The sequence below is a fragment of the Bacillus sp. RCC_6_1 genome (assembly GCF_041360755.1).
Taxonomy (GTDB): domain Bacteria; phylum Bacillota; class Bacilli; order Bacillales; family Bacillaceae_G; genus Bacillus_A; species Bacillus_A cereus.
Genome location: NZ_JBFUPV010000023.1, coordinates 19,374 through 34,169, shown reverse-complemented (window position 1 = coordinate 34,169; position 14,796 = coordinate 19,374). Strand labels below are relative to the sequence as shown.

Here is a 14,796-nt window from a genome sequence, read left to right as displayed (position 1 = left end):
AACAAGTGTTACGAAAAAAATATAAAAAAGACATCTTTTTTAGGGAAAGATGTCTTTTTTATATAAACCTTAATGTTCGTTCTGTAAAACCCTCGCTGCCTTTACTCCCTCTTTCTCTTCTTTTAAAAACAACGATACGATAAAAGCAACAATGATAAAGACTAACCCTAGTGCAAATGCACCTTGGAATCCAGACGTTAAACCGTTTAACTTCTCTACTGGATCCAGTGGATTTGCGGAGCTTTCCATATAGCTAGTTGTTCCTGAAGACATTTTCGATATGAATATAGCTGTACCAATTGCGCCAGCTACTTGTTGCAGTGTACTAAACAGTGCTGTTCCGTGCGGATATAAATCTGGTGTTAATTGATTTAAACCGTATGTTTGTGCTGTCATAACAAACATGAGTCCAACCATTAATACGCTATGCATAACAATAATTTGTACCATTGATGTATCAGGAGTAATGCCTTTAAATAAGAACATTGCTATCCCCACTAACACAATACCGGGAACGATAATAACTTTCGGACTAAATTTATCAAATAGTTTACCTGCGATTGGTCCCATTATGGCGCTAATAACACTTCCCGGAAGCATGATGATTCCTGATTTAAAAGCTGTAACGAGTAAAACTGTTTGCAGGAACATCGGTAATAAAGTCATCGTTGAAAATAACGACATCATCACAATGACGATTAATCCAACTGATAATGTAAACATCGGGACTTTAAATGCGCGTAATTCTAAAATTGGATTCTCAATTTTTAATTGTCGGACGACAAAAATACATAATGAGATAAATCCAACAAGTAAAGCGCCATACACTTTCGTATCAGACCATCCTAAATCACCTGATGCACTAAAGCTATACACAAGTCCGCCAAATCCGAGTGTCGATAAAAGGATTGATGGGTAATCTACTTTTGGCCTTGTTAACTCTGAAACATTTTGAATGTACTTCATTCCAATTATAATGGAAATGATCACGACAGGAATAACAATGTAGAATAACCAGCGCCAATTTAATGAATCCACAATTACTCCAGATAATGTAGGACCAATTGCCGGAGCTGCCATCATCACAAGTGCGATTAATCCCATTGTTGCACCGCGTTTTTCAGGCGGACAAATAATTAAAATCGTATTCATTAATAACGGTGAAATTAACCCCGTCGCTACAGCTTGGACGATACGGCCGACTAATAAAACGGAAAATGCCGGCGCAAATCCCGCAATTAATGTACCAGCTAAAAACGTTACCATAGCGATCAAAAACATTTGTCTCGTTGTGAGCCATTGCTGAAGTAACGCTGTAATTGGGACTAAAACCCCAACTACTAACATGTAAGCTGTAGAAAGCCATTGAATCGTTGAAGCTGTTACATCAAATTCTTTCATTAATACGGTTAACGCATTACCAAGTAACGTTTCGTTTAATAATGCAACCATTGCCCCTAGAAGTAATGCAATTAAAATGGGGGTATGTTTCAAATTAGAAGTATCAACTTTGCCACTTGCAGGGCTCTTAGTTGTCATATTCATTTACAAATTCTCCTCCTGTTTCTTGCTAAAAAAACGATAAATATACCTAAACACATGTAATATAATATACATATGTAGATTAAAAAGGGAGAATCAATTTTCAGCCACTGTATATTTAATCTACAAAAAAGGAGAATTGTAGATGAACGATAATGAAAAACAAATTGATTTACGTATTAGACGTACACATAAATTACTATGGGATTCCTTATTTGAATTAATGACACAATCAAAGCAGAAATATAGTACGATCACAATTAACCAAATATGTGACCGCGCGATGGTACACCGAACAACCTTTTATAAACACTTTGAAGATAAAGATGCTTTATTAGCATTTGGATTTAAACGATACAGCAAGATGATTGCTGAAATACCCGTTTCAGATCGATTAAGTAAACCATTTCAAGTAATGGAACAATTTCTACACCATGAAGAAATCGGTAAAATATTAGAGACACAAATGTCTGATGAACAATTTATTAACCGGACACAGTATTTAAGTCACGAAACGAGAAAACAAGAAATAGAAGCGTTACATCAACTGCGCAAAAATCATACGATGCCAAATGATCTAATCATTGAATTTTATTCAGGGGCAATCACCTCATTAAGCGCATGGTGGTTTAAAAATGAAAGAAGCGTTTCTGCGGCTGAAATGGATAAGTATCTCCACCAACTTATTAACAGGGATATTTTTCAGTTTGAAGAGGAATAAGACTACACCTTTTCAATCATGCAATAAAGTGAAACTTTAATCAGTGGGGGGTTTTGTTCATCCCCCACTGATTATTAGTTGAACCAATCGGACTTTTACGGACAGTTGATCCCCCACCTAACTTCTTTGCTTCCACTGAATTTTGAGGTGGGGGTCTTACTGCCCGTTAAAGCGGGATCAAATTGACCACAAAATAGGAATATGATATATTTTCCGTAGAATACTATATAAGTATGACATCAAATAAAATGGCATATAATAAAAAGAAGAGATGCGCTAACATCTCTTCCTTAACTGCTACCGTATAGGGTGGTGGTTATTACACGTTACTATTTTTTACGAAACCCACCCTTTTGCTTCCTACGGCGCGGAGTGGGTTTTTTGTTGTCCTTACCCAGAAGTTGCTTCCGCAAAAAATACGCTGAAACTTCACGTACAGTCGCTTTTACAAATTCTTTTACAAGGTCAAACAAAAACTCCATATTATCACCCCCTTTCCTTCCAAATGGAAAGAAGGGATAACCACCCACCCTCACAATATGCAGTTACATATATTTTATCAAATGATTGTAAAGATATTATGTAAACAAAACAAATGAAATTTTACATAGAAAAAAAGCCCTTCTAAACCGGGCTTTTCTATCATCATTATTTAGCGATCTTCTTCAAATCCGAACTTTCTATAATTGAAAGCATATCCACCTTTTATTAAGACGGACCATAACCAATAAGATGAGCAATTATAACTGCTATTAGACCGATTGAGTATTCAATTAGAATTAAAGGAAGAATCCACCTTGCCCACCTTGTCCATGAAATTCCTGCAATTGCTAATCCAGCCATTAGCGTACCACCTGTGGGAAAAATAATGTTTCCAATACCATCCGCGAATGAAAAGGATAATACAGCTGTTTGGCGTGTAATGTCCAATAAATCTGCAAGTGGCGCCATGATAGGCATTGTCAACATTGCATGACCACTACCTGATGCTAAAATAAAATGAATCGCTACTTGGAAGTTGTACATTCCAGCAACACTTAAAAAAGGAGAAATATGTTCCATTCCTTCCGACACTTGATACAGTAGTGGGTCTATAATATGCCCTTGATTCAAGACAACTAAAATAGCGCGTGATACACCAATGATTAAAGCTCCCCCGATTAAAGATGCCGATCCTTGTGTAAAAGATTCTACAGTATCATCAAGAGATATCTTGCCGAGAATTGCAATGATTATAGTTAAAATAATAAATAAGGCTGCAATTTCTTTTATATACCACTCGTACTTAATAACACCAAATACAAGAATAATATAATTGATTAAAAAGGCCGTTAATATCCATTTATGTCTTTTTGTTAACTCTACTTTCGCTGTTAGTAGGCTGTCTTGCTTGTTTGTATCGAATTTTCCGTAAATTCCGCTTGCAGGATCCCTCTTTACTTTCATCGCATGACGATAAACGAATGTAACAGCAATTACATATATGACTACGAATAAAACGAGGCGGAACCCCATCCCCGAATACATAGGAAGACCCGCTATCCCTTGAGCCAGCCCAACTGTAAACGGATTCATAATTGCCGTTGTAAATCCGACGGACGCTCCTACTAGTACCATCGCAGTTCCTGTTATCGTATCAAATCCAACCGCAAGAGCTAGCGGAATAAATAGAGGTACATACACTAAAGCTTCCTCAGCCATCCCCATTAATGACCCGCCAAGTGCAAAGAACAGCATGATAATAGGAATCATTAACTTTTCACGGTTAGCGAGTTTTTTTGCCATCGTTGAAACAAGAGCCTCAACTGTACCGGATGCCTTTAATACACCAAAAAAACCTCCAATAATAAGAATAAAAAAGATAATATTAGCAGCTTCTACCATCCCTGTAGGAATAGATTTTACCGTATCAAAAAATCCAAGTGGCGTTGATTCAATCCATTTAAATGAATTTGGATCTACTGTTGTATACCCATTTTTTTCAATCTGTTCATATTTTCCGGCCGGCAATATATGTGTAATAACAGCCGCAATAACTAGCAAGACAAGTAACATTGCAAATACGTTTATTTTCCATTCTTTTCTTTCCTTTTTTTCTTCTGGCTCGAATGAAACTGCCTTCTCTGATACTTGACTCATATACCAATCCCCTTTGCAATAGAGTGAAACTTTAATCATTGGGGGATTTGTTCATCCCCCAATGATTATTACTTTTACAAGCAGCCGGCAGTCTGGTTTCCCCACTACCATGACGTACCAAGCTATCCACCAATTCTTTTATTTATAACACGCTAGGATTTAACTACCTTTTTACTAATTTCATTTACAAATTGGTTAAATAAACGCTGCTGCAAGACATCCTTTTCCGACATCATTTCTGGATGCCATTGAACGGCTGCTACATAACGATGAGCTTTCGATTCAATAGCCTCTATTACACCATCAAAGGACCATGCGCTCGCCTCGAAATCTTTTCCTAATGTTTTCACTGCTTGATGGTGAAAAGAATTAACCATTAAAGATTTTTGGCCAATGGCCTCATAAACTTTTCCCTCTTCCAGAAGATCTACAGAATGAGAGCCTTGCCATTTACGGAACTGTTCTCGAACATGGAAATATTCTGGCCCCATCTCGTGCTCTAAGTCTTGATAAAGAGATCCACCAGCTGCAACATTTAACACCTGTAATCCTCGGCAAATTCCTAGAATAGGAATATCTTTTTCTAAAGCCTGCTTTGCCAAATTTAATTCAAAATTATCTCGTTCTTCCTCTACAGTACCTATATATGATTTTGGAGTATCACCGTAATAAATTGGATTGATGTCCGCGCCACCAGCCAATAACAATCCATCTAATTGATTAAGTGTGGACTCAATTTGATCAACTTCCTCAATTGGAAGTAGAACAACCGTTGCACCTGCTCGTTGAATTGAACGAATGTAGTCATAAGAAAAGATAGCCATATCTTGACCTGGTAGCCCTCGTAAGCCCTCCTTCCCTATTTCACTATGATCAATATAATACCCCGTAACACCAATTAGTGGTTTCATTTTCTCTCACCTCATAATTTAAATGGTTTCGTTGTCTTTCTCTGCTGAAATTGTATACTCTTAACCTCCCTTTTCTAGCAAGTGGTAAAGAATTAAATATGTAAATTATGACTCTACTCATTTCATTATTTCTTTACACACCATTGATATAAGCAAATATCGTGCCAACATTAAAATTAAAGTGATTATTTACATATTTTTAAATATTTTGTCGTTTTATCGGTGTTTACTATGTTGAAATGTATTATAATTGGTTATTAATTGGTTACATAATGACCAATTAATAACCAACTTTAGACCAATTACATTCAACTAAAGAGGTGCTCTATGAACAAATTTGAAACTAACCACATTGTATTGATCACCGTTTTAAAAGAAACACGAAAAGCCCTACATCAACAACTAACGGAGATGATAGGTGACCTCATAGATATTGAAAGTTTTTCTGTAGAAGAAAGTATTCCAAAAGTATTTCATTCTACATTAATCTTGTTACCTAATACATTTACGATAGAAACGGTGAAAGACTTTATTGGGGAAAACTGCGAAGTAATAATAGCAAAACGAACATTAAATTATGAAAACGTAGACCAGCTTTTATTTTTACCAGAAGGAACACAAGCCCTATATGTGAATGATAATCATGAAACAGTATACGAATCAATTGAAACGATGCGTCAATTGGGGCTGAACCACATTGAATATGTCCCATACTATCCTGGAAAAACGAATATACAAATGATTAAGCTCGCAATCACACCTGGCGAACTTGAAATTATCCCTGACTTTGTAGAAAAAGTAATTAATATCGGTCATAGATTAATAGATATTACGACAATCATGTCCATTCTAGATCGATTTCATTTAATGGAGGAATCAGGTAACCACGTTTCTGAGAGATACTATCGAAAAATAGTAGATTTAACAAAGAATTTAGCTAAAGCTCATCGACAACTGCATCAAGTTATTGATGGTGTTGGTGATGGCATACTAGCTATTGATTATGAAGGAAGAATTGTTGTCTTTAATGAATTTCTGGAAAGCATGCTGAAAATAAAAAGTAAAAACGCTATTGGTCATCCGATTGATGCCATTATTGATAATATCGATTTAGTGAACTTCATCCTTTCAGATAAGCAACAAGAAAGCGGAATATTTGTTGTAAACGGCTTGGATGTAATAGTGGAACGCCTACATATAAATGATCAATCGATTATTGTTACTTTCAGAAATGCCCTTAAGACCATCGGATTTGAACGGAAATTGAGAAAAGAATTTGTCAAAAAAGGTTATGTAGCAAAATACAATTTTCATAACATCGTTGGGATTAGCTCTACGATCCAAGACACGAAACAAATTGCCAAAAGGTTAGCTAAGACTGATTTAACTGTATTAATTGAGGGTGAGAGTGGTACCGGAAAAGAGTTGTTTGCAAGTGCTATTCATAATGCTTCCCAGCGAAATAGCGGCCCTTTTCTTGCTGTTAACTTCAGTGCTTTATCGGATGATTTAGTCGAGAGTGAATTATTTGGTTATGAAGACGGAGCGTTTACCGGAGCAAAAAAGGGCGGGAAAATGGGACTATTTGAACAAGCAAATGGTGGCACTATTTTTTTAGATGAGATTGGAGATATTAGCCTGAAACTTCAAGCACGACTACTTCGAGTATTGCAGGAAAAAGAGATTATGCGCGTTGGCGGAAGCCAAATTATCCCGATAGACGTCCGGATTATTGCAGCAACCAATAAGGATCTACTGAAAATGATTCAAGAAAATATGTTTAGAGAAGATTTATACCATAGGCTTAAAGTACTCTTTATACACCTCCCCGAATTAAGGGCACGCCGAAATGACATTGAATTATTAGCTAAACATTTTGTCGCACTATCGGACCCTAAAGTCAAAATTGAACAAGAATTGATTGAAGAACTTCACGGATATCCATGGTACGGAAATGTAAGAGAACTTAAAAATACGATAGATTACATGCTTGCTGTCCGTACCGGAAACCAAATAACAAAAAATGATTTGCCTAATCAACATTATTTCCAAAAGCCTCCTCATAAGAAAACAAATAGTGATCAGGCAGAAAATATTAAACCCTTTTCTTCAAGTTCAAACGCTCTTGATCAAGAATCACTTTTCATCCTTACCCTTATCATGAATTATGAAGAAAAAGGAAAGGCAATCGGACGAAGAATTATTTCTGAAAAGAGCCAAGAAGTCGAAATAAATTTATCTGAAGCACAAGTGAGACACCGGTTGAACTTCCTGAAAATGAAAGGTTATGTGGAAATAAAAAGAGGTAGAGCAGGGATTCATTTAGCAAGAAAAGGGTTGGAGATTGTACGTAGTCTTTAGTTAAGGTTCGGATTTTCAGATACATAGAGGCTGTTTTATAAACAGCCTCTTTTTTTATGGAATAAAACGTCGATAAATTTAAGTTACAAATATTCAGAATTAATATTAAAATGAATAATGGGGATAGGGGTATGGGATTATAAAATTTATACATAACGAGGGAATAGAAATGAAACTACAATTAAAAGCGGATTTAATGTTACTACTAGTTACATTTTTTTGGGGTGCATCCATCCTACTTACAAAACTTGGACTTGATGGCATAGAAGAATATAATTTAATCGCATTACGATTTATTATCGCTTTTCTTTTATCAGGTTTAATATTTTACAAACATTTATTTAAGATCGATTTTAAAACTGTAAAATATGCATTTATACTCGCTTCTGTCTTATTTATCGTTTACATTTTCGCGACTTTCGGTACAAAGTATACGAGTGTTTCTAATGCTGGTTTCCTACTATGTCTCACAGTCATTTTCATTCCAATATTATCAGCTATATTTTTAAAACACATTCCGGAAAAGAAAGTTATAGTAGGGATCATTTTAACGATAATAGGAATCGGCTTATTAACATTAACGAGCGAATTCAAAATCGGTAACGGCGATATATTTTGCATACTGTCTGCCCTGTTTTATGCGATCCACGTCATCATTACTGGAAGTGTAACGAAACATGTGAATTCCATTGCACTTGGAGTAGTGCAACTAGGCTTCGTCGGCCTATTTAGTCTTATTTTTTCATTCATTATCGAAACGCCAAAACTGCCTAGCACAACCAACTCATGGCTAATCATCCTAGCCTTAAGTATATTTTGCACCGCAGTCGCATTCATCGTGCAAGTTATCGCCCAGCAATACACTACACCTACCCATACAGGTCTTATTTTTTCATTAGAACCTGTCTTTTCCGCAGGCTTTGCTTTCGTTTTCACAGGTGAAACGCTGACAGGAAAAGGATACTTAGGGGCTACGCTTATATTATTGAGTGTGTTAATTGCTGAGTTGGATTTTAAGAGTTTGTTGAGGCCTAATTATAAGAAGAATATAGAGTAAACATTTCAATAGAATCAATAAACATACCCCAGAAAAATATGAGTTTATATTATTTTCATTCTCTTCACTTAGATTTTCTTTTTAGATGCTATCTTCAAACAAGGTAGCATCTAAAAAATGTTAAAAGGAATCTCTCCTTAGTATCTTCTTATACTCGATGTAGTTTGCATACTTGACCTTTTCTACGTTCTTTAATTACTTACTGAATATAGTCATACAGATTTTTCGCTAACAATAAACAAGTTACTGTAATGAAAAGGGCACGAACATACCCGCTCCCTTTTTTTATAGCGAATTTGGAGCCAACAATCCCTCCAGCAATTTGAGCAATCCCCATTATAAAACCATATGCATAGTTTACTTGCCCTACATACATAAACATCAACAATGCACCAACATTACTTCCTAAATTAAGAAGCTTCGCATTACCTGCTGCTTTTAAAAAATCATACCCAATAAATAAAAGAGAAAACATTAAAAATGAACCTGTTCCAGGACCTAGAAATCCATCATAAAAACCAATAGCAAAAACAAAAAAAGTAAAAATAATGACGTGTCGACCAGACAATTTTTTATGAGTGGAAATACTACCCCAATCCTTTTTGAATATCGTATAAATAGCGACCGCACCAAGCATGATCAGCATTAATGGCTTCAATACTTCTGGATTCATTAAATGAACAGTCCATGCCCCTATTATGGAACCTATGAAAGTGAGCGGAACTAATTTAAACGCCGATTTCAAATCAAGATTACCAGAACGATAAAACACAATATTACTAGTTGCACTTCCCATTGTCGATGCTAGTTTATTCGTAGCTACTGCACTTGCTGGATTCAGTCCTGTAAATAATAAAGCTGGTAAAGCAATGAGTCCACCACCACCTACAACTGAATCAATAAATGCAGCTAAAAATCCAAAAGCAATCAAAATCATCAATACAGATGGGTCTAAATAAAAATCCATACTATTAACCTCCCCTTTAGTCACTATTGTAATAGTAACTACCAATTTGCTAAATGTAAATAGTTATTGTAACGTTAAAATATAAAAGCAAACATCGGAGGACGAAAAAAGTGGACTACATAGTGCAACAGCTTAAAAAAATTGGTTTCAATGAATATGAAGCTAAATCTTATGTATCTCTTGTTAAACAGGGGCCTGTCACAGCCTATCAAGTGAGTAAAGATTCGGGTGTCCCAAGAGCGCGAATTTATGAGATTTTAGGTAACCTTGTAGAAAAAGGAATTGTCATGAAAGAAGAAATAAATGACACCACCCGCTATTCACCTCTACCTGTTGAAATCTTTTTACAGAAGGCGCAAACAGAATGGCAATCTACTTACGAAGGAATAAGTGATTCATTAAAAAAACTAGAAACTTCCGAGGAAAAAACGGATAATCGAGTAATTACTTTAAAAGACAATCAAACAATCATTAGCTACTGTCAGACATTAATAAAAAAAGCAGAACGACGTATTGTCATTTCAATGTGGGATGAGATGTATGAAGCGTTAAAAGAAGATCTATCTGAAGTAGCTGATAAAGTTACAATACAAGGTATTACCCTACATGTTGAAGATCCCATTAAAAATCTAGAAGCCCATCGCATAACACCTTATACAGAAACCTTGTCTACAGAACATTGGTTTATTGTATCGATAGATTCTAAAGAGATGATTTATGGACCATCACTCGAAGAGCGTAATATTGCTTTTTATACAGATGACCCCGTTCATATATACTTATTAGAGGATTATGTATGGCATGATGTTTTAGTAAATCGACTTGTCCGACGTAGCCAAGATGACTTGCAGCAATGGATTACGGCAGAGAGAAAGTCTTTCTTTATGGGGAAATGAGAAGCATATTGAAAGAATCAAAAAATAAAGCATAAGTGAATGAAATAGAACACTTATGCTTTATTTTATTTGCAAAGTGATGCTCCAGCCTTTTCACTATTTCCCCTCCACAAACCGCCCAAACTCCTTCAAAAATCTCAATTTAAAACTCCCCACAGGCCCATTCCGATGCTTTGCCACATGAATCTCCGTCATCTCTTTCTGCATCGTTTCCTTATCGTAATAATCTTCACGATACATAAGCATAATGACATCCGCATCTTGCTCAATTTGTCCGGTCTCTCTTAAATCAGATAAAAGAGGTCGCTTATCTTGACGTGCTTCTACCGAACGAGACAATTGCGACAACGCGACTACACAAACATTTAATTCACGTGCTAATACCTTAAGCTTACGAGAAATTTCACTAATCTCTTGAAATCGATTGCCCTTATGCTTCGGATCACCCGTAATAAGCTGCAAGTAATCTACAATGACTAAAATCTTTTTATCACCGTGCTTCCGCTTTAACTTACGAGTTTGCATCCAAATATCTTGCACTGTAACGCCTGCATTGTCGTAAATCTCAAATGGCAACTCACCAATCTCCGCAAACGCCTTACTTACCTTCTCCCAATCTTCCATCGCAAAACGATGCTTCGGATTTTTCAGCCTACCTCCTGACACTTCACCTACGCAAGAAGCCATCCTTTTTAACAATTGCTTACTACTCATCTCTAACGAAAACAATCCAACCGCCACTCCAGACTTCGCCGCATGCAATCCAACATTAAGCGCAAACGCAGTCTTCCCCATAGAAGGACGCGCACCAAGAACGACAAAATCACCTTCCTGCAATCCGCACGTCATTTTATTTAACGATGTATAACCAGTCTCAATACCAGTAATCTCTTTCACATCTTGATGAAGCTCCTCATACAAATCAACTAACGCATCCTTCAAATCAAACTCACATACAGAGTCTTTCTCCTCTAATTCACAAAGTGCCGTAATCGTCTCACCGATAACTTTCTCACTCTTCTCCGCAATAAGACGCTCTCCCATCTTGTGCCCAAGAACACCCGCCTGATACATTTTCCAGGCACCTCGAACAAGCCCCTCATAATAAGAGAAGTTGGCAGTTGTAGGCACACCATCCATTAACCCTATAAAATACTCCATTCCCCCGATCCCCTCTAAAAACTTCGGATCTACCCTAGAAATGAACGTCACAAGATCAATCGGTTGTCCCTCTTCTTCCATTTTCCGCATTAACTGAAATATAGACTTGTGCACTGACAGAGAAAAATACTGCTCCGTCAAACGGCACTCCTTAATAAGCTCTCCATCAATTAATAGAGAACCTAACACCGTCTTCTCCGCCTCCACATTTTGAATACTCATGGCCGCCACCCGCGCTCCGCTAAAAAGCGCTGCAACTCTTCCTCAGACGGCGCATTCTTCTCCCACTCCTCACACCTCGCCAAAAACTCCTCCGTCTCCCCCGTACTAACAGACGAATCCTTCTTCCTAAACTTAACCGTATCCGCCTCAACCTCACACACTTTCGTAAATCCCTTCCCGTGCCACCCTCTCAAAATCCCCTTCACATAAGCAACCGTTCGCTTATTATTCTCAAACGCAATTTGAAGAGCCTTCAGCACAAGCTCCTCTGACAAATCTTCCATCCACGCACTCAATTCCTCTACAGTATGAGGTGACAAACTACCGAAATGCTGCTCATAAAAAGAAAACACGCGACTTCCCGTTTCTTCCTCTACAACCTCTTCTTCCTCTGTCTCCTCACAAATCGGCTCAACATCATCCACAGTCAAATCATCAGGCATACCGAAATGTGCTAAAAGCATCGGAACATTCAGCTCTTCCTCAGTGCACTTCTGAAGAAACATATGTACAAACTCCTTATTCTTCACACCCTTAAGCTCACGAAGCACACACTTCTCCACATTCGTATTCGTCACCGGATTATAACGAAGCCAATTTAAAACGAATAACTCTCTGGTATCCGCATCATAAAGAATCTTCCCATAATCAATGAAGCGCTGCACAAGCTTATCCACAGTCTCCCGATTATAACCCGTCTCCATCTCAGCTAACCGCTTCGGAAAAGGAAAAATCCCGCACTGCGTCGTCTTCGAACAAGTTAATAAATAAACATAAAAATACCGCTCCTCCGGCGTCAAATCCAAAACAAAATCATCCTGCCAAAAATTCACCTGCACATTACGATACACCGCCATCAAAGTTCCTCCCGTCTCCGTTCAAAAGTAAAAGCCCCTTCATAATATATATGGGAGGATGGCAGGGTTTTTGGCGTGTTATTTCAAATTTTTTTTGACTACTACTACGGTGTTTGTTGTTGTAGTTGTTTTTGTTGTGTTTTTTCTTAGTGATTTATTACTTGGTAGGGGCTTGTAAGGGGCTTATAAGGGGCTAGTTATCGGTTACTTCGATTAGAAAGACTCGATTTGAAAAGCCGCCTCGTTCTTCTGCTTTCTTTTTTCGGATGTTGTTGATTTCTTCTAATGTTGCGCCTTCGTGTTCGGCTAGGGCGTTTATTAGTTCTAGTAGGTCGGATAGTTCTTCGAGTTTATCGGGTTTTGTTTTTGCTTTGATGTATTCTGTTAGTTCTTCTTGTGTTTTCTTGCATAGTTCCTCTATGTATTCATCTTCGGGTAGGATTCTTGTTGTGGGTGTTTTTCCGTTGGATTTTATTATTTGTGGAATTTTGTTTCGGATTAGTTTGTTGTAGGTTGGCATGTGGGTTTCCCTCCGTTTGATTTTTCTTCTATTATAATGGAAAAGCAGTTTAACTAGGTGTTAAACTGCTTCATTGCTTCTTTTATATATTTTTCTTCTTCGGTTGTGAAGAGGGTTGGAAATTCGGATAGTGGGAGGTTTGATTTTTGGATTATATCTTCTATATCACTTTGAGGTGTATCAAGATAGTTCGTTACCTCTTCTATTAAATTGAAAAAATCCTTCAAGGTAACTTGAACATCATGATGACTTGGATCCTTCTCTTCTTCCTTATAGTTTTTCAACTTCCCTATTACATCCATAAAACGTTGCTCAAATTCTTCTTTTAAATCCTTATTGTTATAAAACGCTCGAACACTATCCTTTGAAAAGTGTTCCTCTAACCATTCCTTATTTTCTTTCTCCCATATGAAGGTTTGCAGAAATGAAGAAAACAAAGCAACATCCACTCGTTCTTCCTTTTGAAACTTCTTCATCATCTCATCCATATGCGAAAGCACCTTCGCAATTCTTTCTTGCTCTGCCAAAAGCAATTCCCTTTGAAAATGCATTTGCCTTAAAAATTCTTCTGTCTCTATATCACGCTGCAATATAATATTTTGAATCTCACCAAGCGAAAAACCAAGATGCTTAAACGATTGAATTTGCTGCAGCACATACAAATCATCTTTCGTATATAACCGATGCCCGCCCTCAGTATAATCGCTCGGCTTTAATAAATTAATCTTGTCATAATAACGAAGCGTCCGCACCGTAACATCCCCAACACTTGCAAACTCACTAATCATCCACGCCATATCATCACCTACTCCGCTAACTTCTCTCTCACATACTGAAGCATATGAGAAAAACTCATCTCATTCTGCCGACAATATTGAAACAAACCTACAACAAGCAATACAAAAGGAACATTCTCTCTATAACGGTTTTCATACTCGCTAATACCATCATAAAAGTACTCATACTTTCTTTTTCGTAAAACGATATAAATCGCAATAAACAACACTGCAATCATAATAAAAATTCGCTTTCCCCTTATCTCCACTTCTTGTTTCATCATCTATTCTCCTTCCACTGCATACTTATCTTCTTTAAATAAAGGAATTCGAATGAAATAACGATATGGCTCTTCGCGTATTACTTTCCACGCAACAATGATCACTTGAACGACCTCAAAGGCAAACACAATCCAAAACAAAACATCACTAATACCCGAACTAATATTAAATAGAAGAAAGATTAACAAATGAAAATTGAACGCCTTTCGGCAATGGTATTTGTACACTCCATTTTTACGTGCCAGTGTGATGTACATGAGTAGTGGCGAAAAGATTCCTATTGCGGCTGAGAGTAGTAGCATGATGATGGTGTTTCTTTTTTCTTTTGTGGTGGTTTTCATGAGTTGTTTGGTCCCCCCTTTTTGATTTGTCTTCTTTAGGTTA

15 protein-coding genes are annotated in these 14,796 nt (G+C 37.0%); 4 read left to right on the top strand and 11 right to left on the bottom strand.

Annotation, left to right across the window (positions count from 1 at the left end; all coding sequences use genetic code 11):
• Positions 1-69 precede the first annotated feature (69 nt).
• Positions 70-1,545: an MDR family MFS transporter gene (locus AB6801_RS30000; RefSeq protein ID WP_097999426.1), complete on the bottom strand. Its 1,476-nt coding sequence runs from the start codon at positions 1,543-1,545 to the stop codon at positions 70-72.
• Between the two features lie 142 nt (positions 1,546-1,687).
• On the opposite strand from AB6801_RS30000, the gene AB6801_RS29995 reads away from it, so the two are divergent.
• The gene (locus AB6801_RS29995) at positions 1,688-2,263 is read left to right on the top strand and encodes a TetR/AcrR family transcriptional regulator (RefSeq protein WP_000999274.1); all 576 of its coding nucleotides are present in this window, start codon (positions 1,688-1,690) and stop codon (positions 2,261-2,263) included.
• Between the two features lie 329 nt (positions 2,264-2,592).
• Here AB6801_RS29995 and AB6801_RS29990 read toward each other — a convergent pair whose 3' ends face one another.
• The 3 genes from AB6801_RS29990 to AB6801_RS29980 all read right to left on the bottom strand — a co-directional run bounded on the left by AB6801_RS29990 (position 2,593) and on the right by AB6801_RS29980 (position 5,313).
• Complete coding sequence (locus AB6801_RS29990) at positions 2,593-2,745, bottom strand: hypothetical protein (RefSeq protein WP_000394757.1); 153 nt, start codon at positions 2,743-2,745, stop codon at positions 2,593-2,595.
• Positions 2,746-2,971: 226 nt separating this feature from the next.
• Positions 2,972-4,402, bottom strand: a complete 1,431-nt coding sequence (locus AB6801_RS29985; protein WP_097999427.1) for a YfcC family protein — start codon at positions 4,400-4,402, stop codon at positions 2,972-2,974.
• A gap of 152 nt (positions 4,403-4,554) precedes the next feature.
• Complete coding sequence (locus AB6801_RS29980; protein ID WP_097999428.1) at positions 4,555-5,313, bottom strand: gamma-glutamyl-gamma-aminobutyrate hydrolase family protein; 759 nt, start codon at positions 5,311-5,313, stop codon at positions 4,555-4,557.
• Positions 5,314-5,640: 327 nt separating this feature from the next.
• Here AB6801_RS29980 and AB6801_RS29975 point away from each other — a divergent pair, with 327 nt between their 5' ends.
• Together AB6801_RS29975 and AB6801_RS29970 are read left to right on the top strand one after the other, a co-directional pair.
• Positions 5,641-7,674, top strand: a complete 2,034-nt coding sequence (locus tag AB6801_RS29975) for a sigma 54-interacting transcriptional regulator (RefSeq protein ID WP_097999429.1) — start codon at positions 5,641-5,643, stop codon at positions 7,672-7,674.
• A 169-nt stretch (positions 7,675-7,843) separates the two neighbouring features.
• Positions 7,844-8,731 (top strand): DMT family transporter, encoded by an 888-nt coding sequence (locus tag AB6801_RS29970; protein WP_000776060.1) that lies wholly within the window; start codon positions 7,844-7,846, stop codon positions 8,729-8,731.
• A gap of 199 nt (positions 8,732-8,930) precedes the next feature.
• Here the strand turns inward: AB6801_RS29970 and AB6801_RS29965 are convergent, their stop codons facing one another.
• Positions 8,931-9,698 carry a TSUP family transporter gene (locus AB6801_RS29965; RefSeq protein ID WP_000348425.1) on the bottom strand — a complete coding sequence of 256 codons (768 nt, stop codon included), beginning with the start codon at positions 9,696-9,698 and terminating at the stop codon, positions 8,931-8,933.
• A 110-nt stretch (positions 9,699-9,808) separates the two neighbouring features.
• On the opposite strand from AB6801_RS29965, the gene AB6801_RS29960 reads away from it, so the two are divergent.
• Positions 9,809-10,594, top strand: a complete 786-nt coding sequence (locus AB6801_RS29960) for a TrmB family transcriptional regulator (RefSeq protein WP_000384621.1) — start codon at positions 9,809-9,811, stop codon at positions 10,592-10,594.
• A 96-nt stretch (positions 10,595-10,690) separates the two neighbouring features.
• Here the strand turns inward: AB6801_RS29960 and dnaB are convergent, their stop codons facing one another.
• The 6 genes from dnaB to AB6801_RS29930 all read right to left on the bottom strand — a co-directional run bounded on the left by dnaB (position 10,691) and on the right by AB6801_RS29930 (position 14,753).
• Positions 10,691-11,977, bottom strand: a complete 1,287-nt coding sequence (gene dnaB, locus AB6801_RS29955) for a replicative DNA helicase (RefSeq protein WP_139016286.1) — start codon at positions 11,975-11,977, stop codon at positions 10,691-10,693.
• Positions 11,974-12,834: a DnaD domain-containing protein gene (locus tag AB6801_RS29950; protein ID WP_097999431.1), complete on the bottom strand. Its 861-nt coding sequence runs from the start codon at positions 12,832-12,834 to the stop codon at positions 11,974-11,976. Before AB6801_RS29950 ends, dnaB begins: the two co-directional genes overlap by 4 nt.
• A 193-nt stretch (positions 12,835-13,027) precedes the next feature.
• Positions 13,028-13,354, bottom strand: a complete 327-nt coding sequence (locus AB6801_RS29945; RefSeq protein WP_097999432.1) for a nucleoside triphosphate pyrophosphohydrolase — start codon at positions 13,352-13,354, stop codon at positions 13,028-13,030.
• A gap of 53 nt (positions 13,355-13,407) precedes the next feature.
• Complete coding sequence (locus AB6801_RS29940; RefSeq protein ID WP_000312434.1) at positions 13,408-14,151, bottom strand: MerR family transcriptional regulator; 744 nt, start codon at positions 14,149-14,151, stop codon at positions 13,408-13,410.
• Between the two features lie 8 nt (positions 14,152-14,159).
• Positions 14,160-14,411, bottom strand: coding sequence for a hypothetical protein (locus tag AB6801_RS29935; protein WP_000808317.1), 252 nt, complete (start codon positions 14,409-14,411; stop codon positions 14,160-14,162).
• 3 nt (positions 14,412-14,414) lie between these two features.
• Positions 14,415-14,753: a magnetosome magnetite crystal formation protein family gene (locus AB6801_RS29930; RefSeq protein WP_000859132.1), complete on the bottom strand. Its 339-nt coding sequence runs from the start codon at positions 14,751-14,753 to the stop codon at positions 14,415-14,417.
• Between the last annotated feature and the right edge of the window lie 43 nt (positions 14,754-14,796).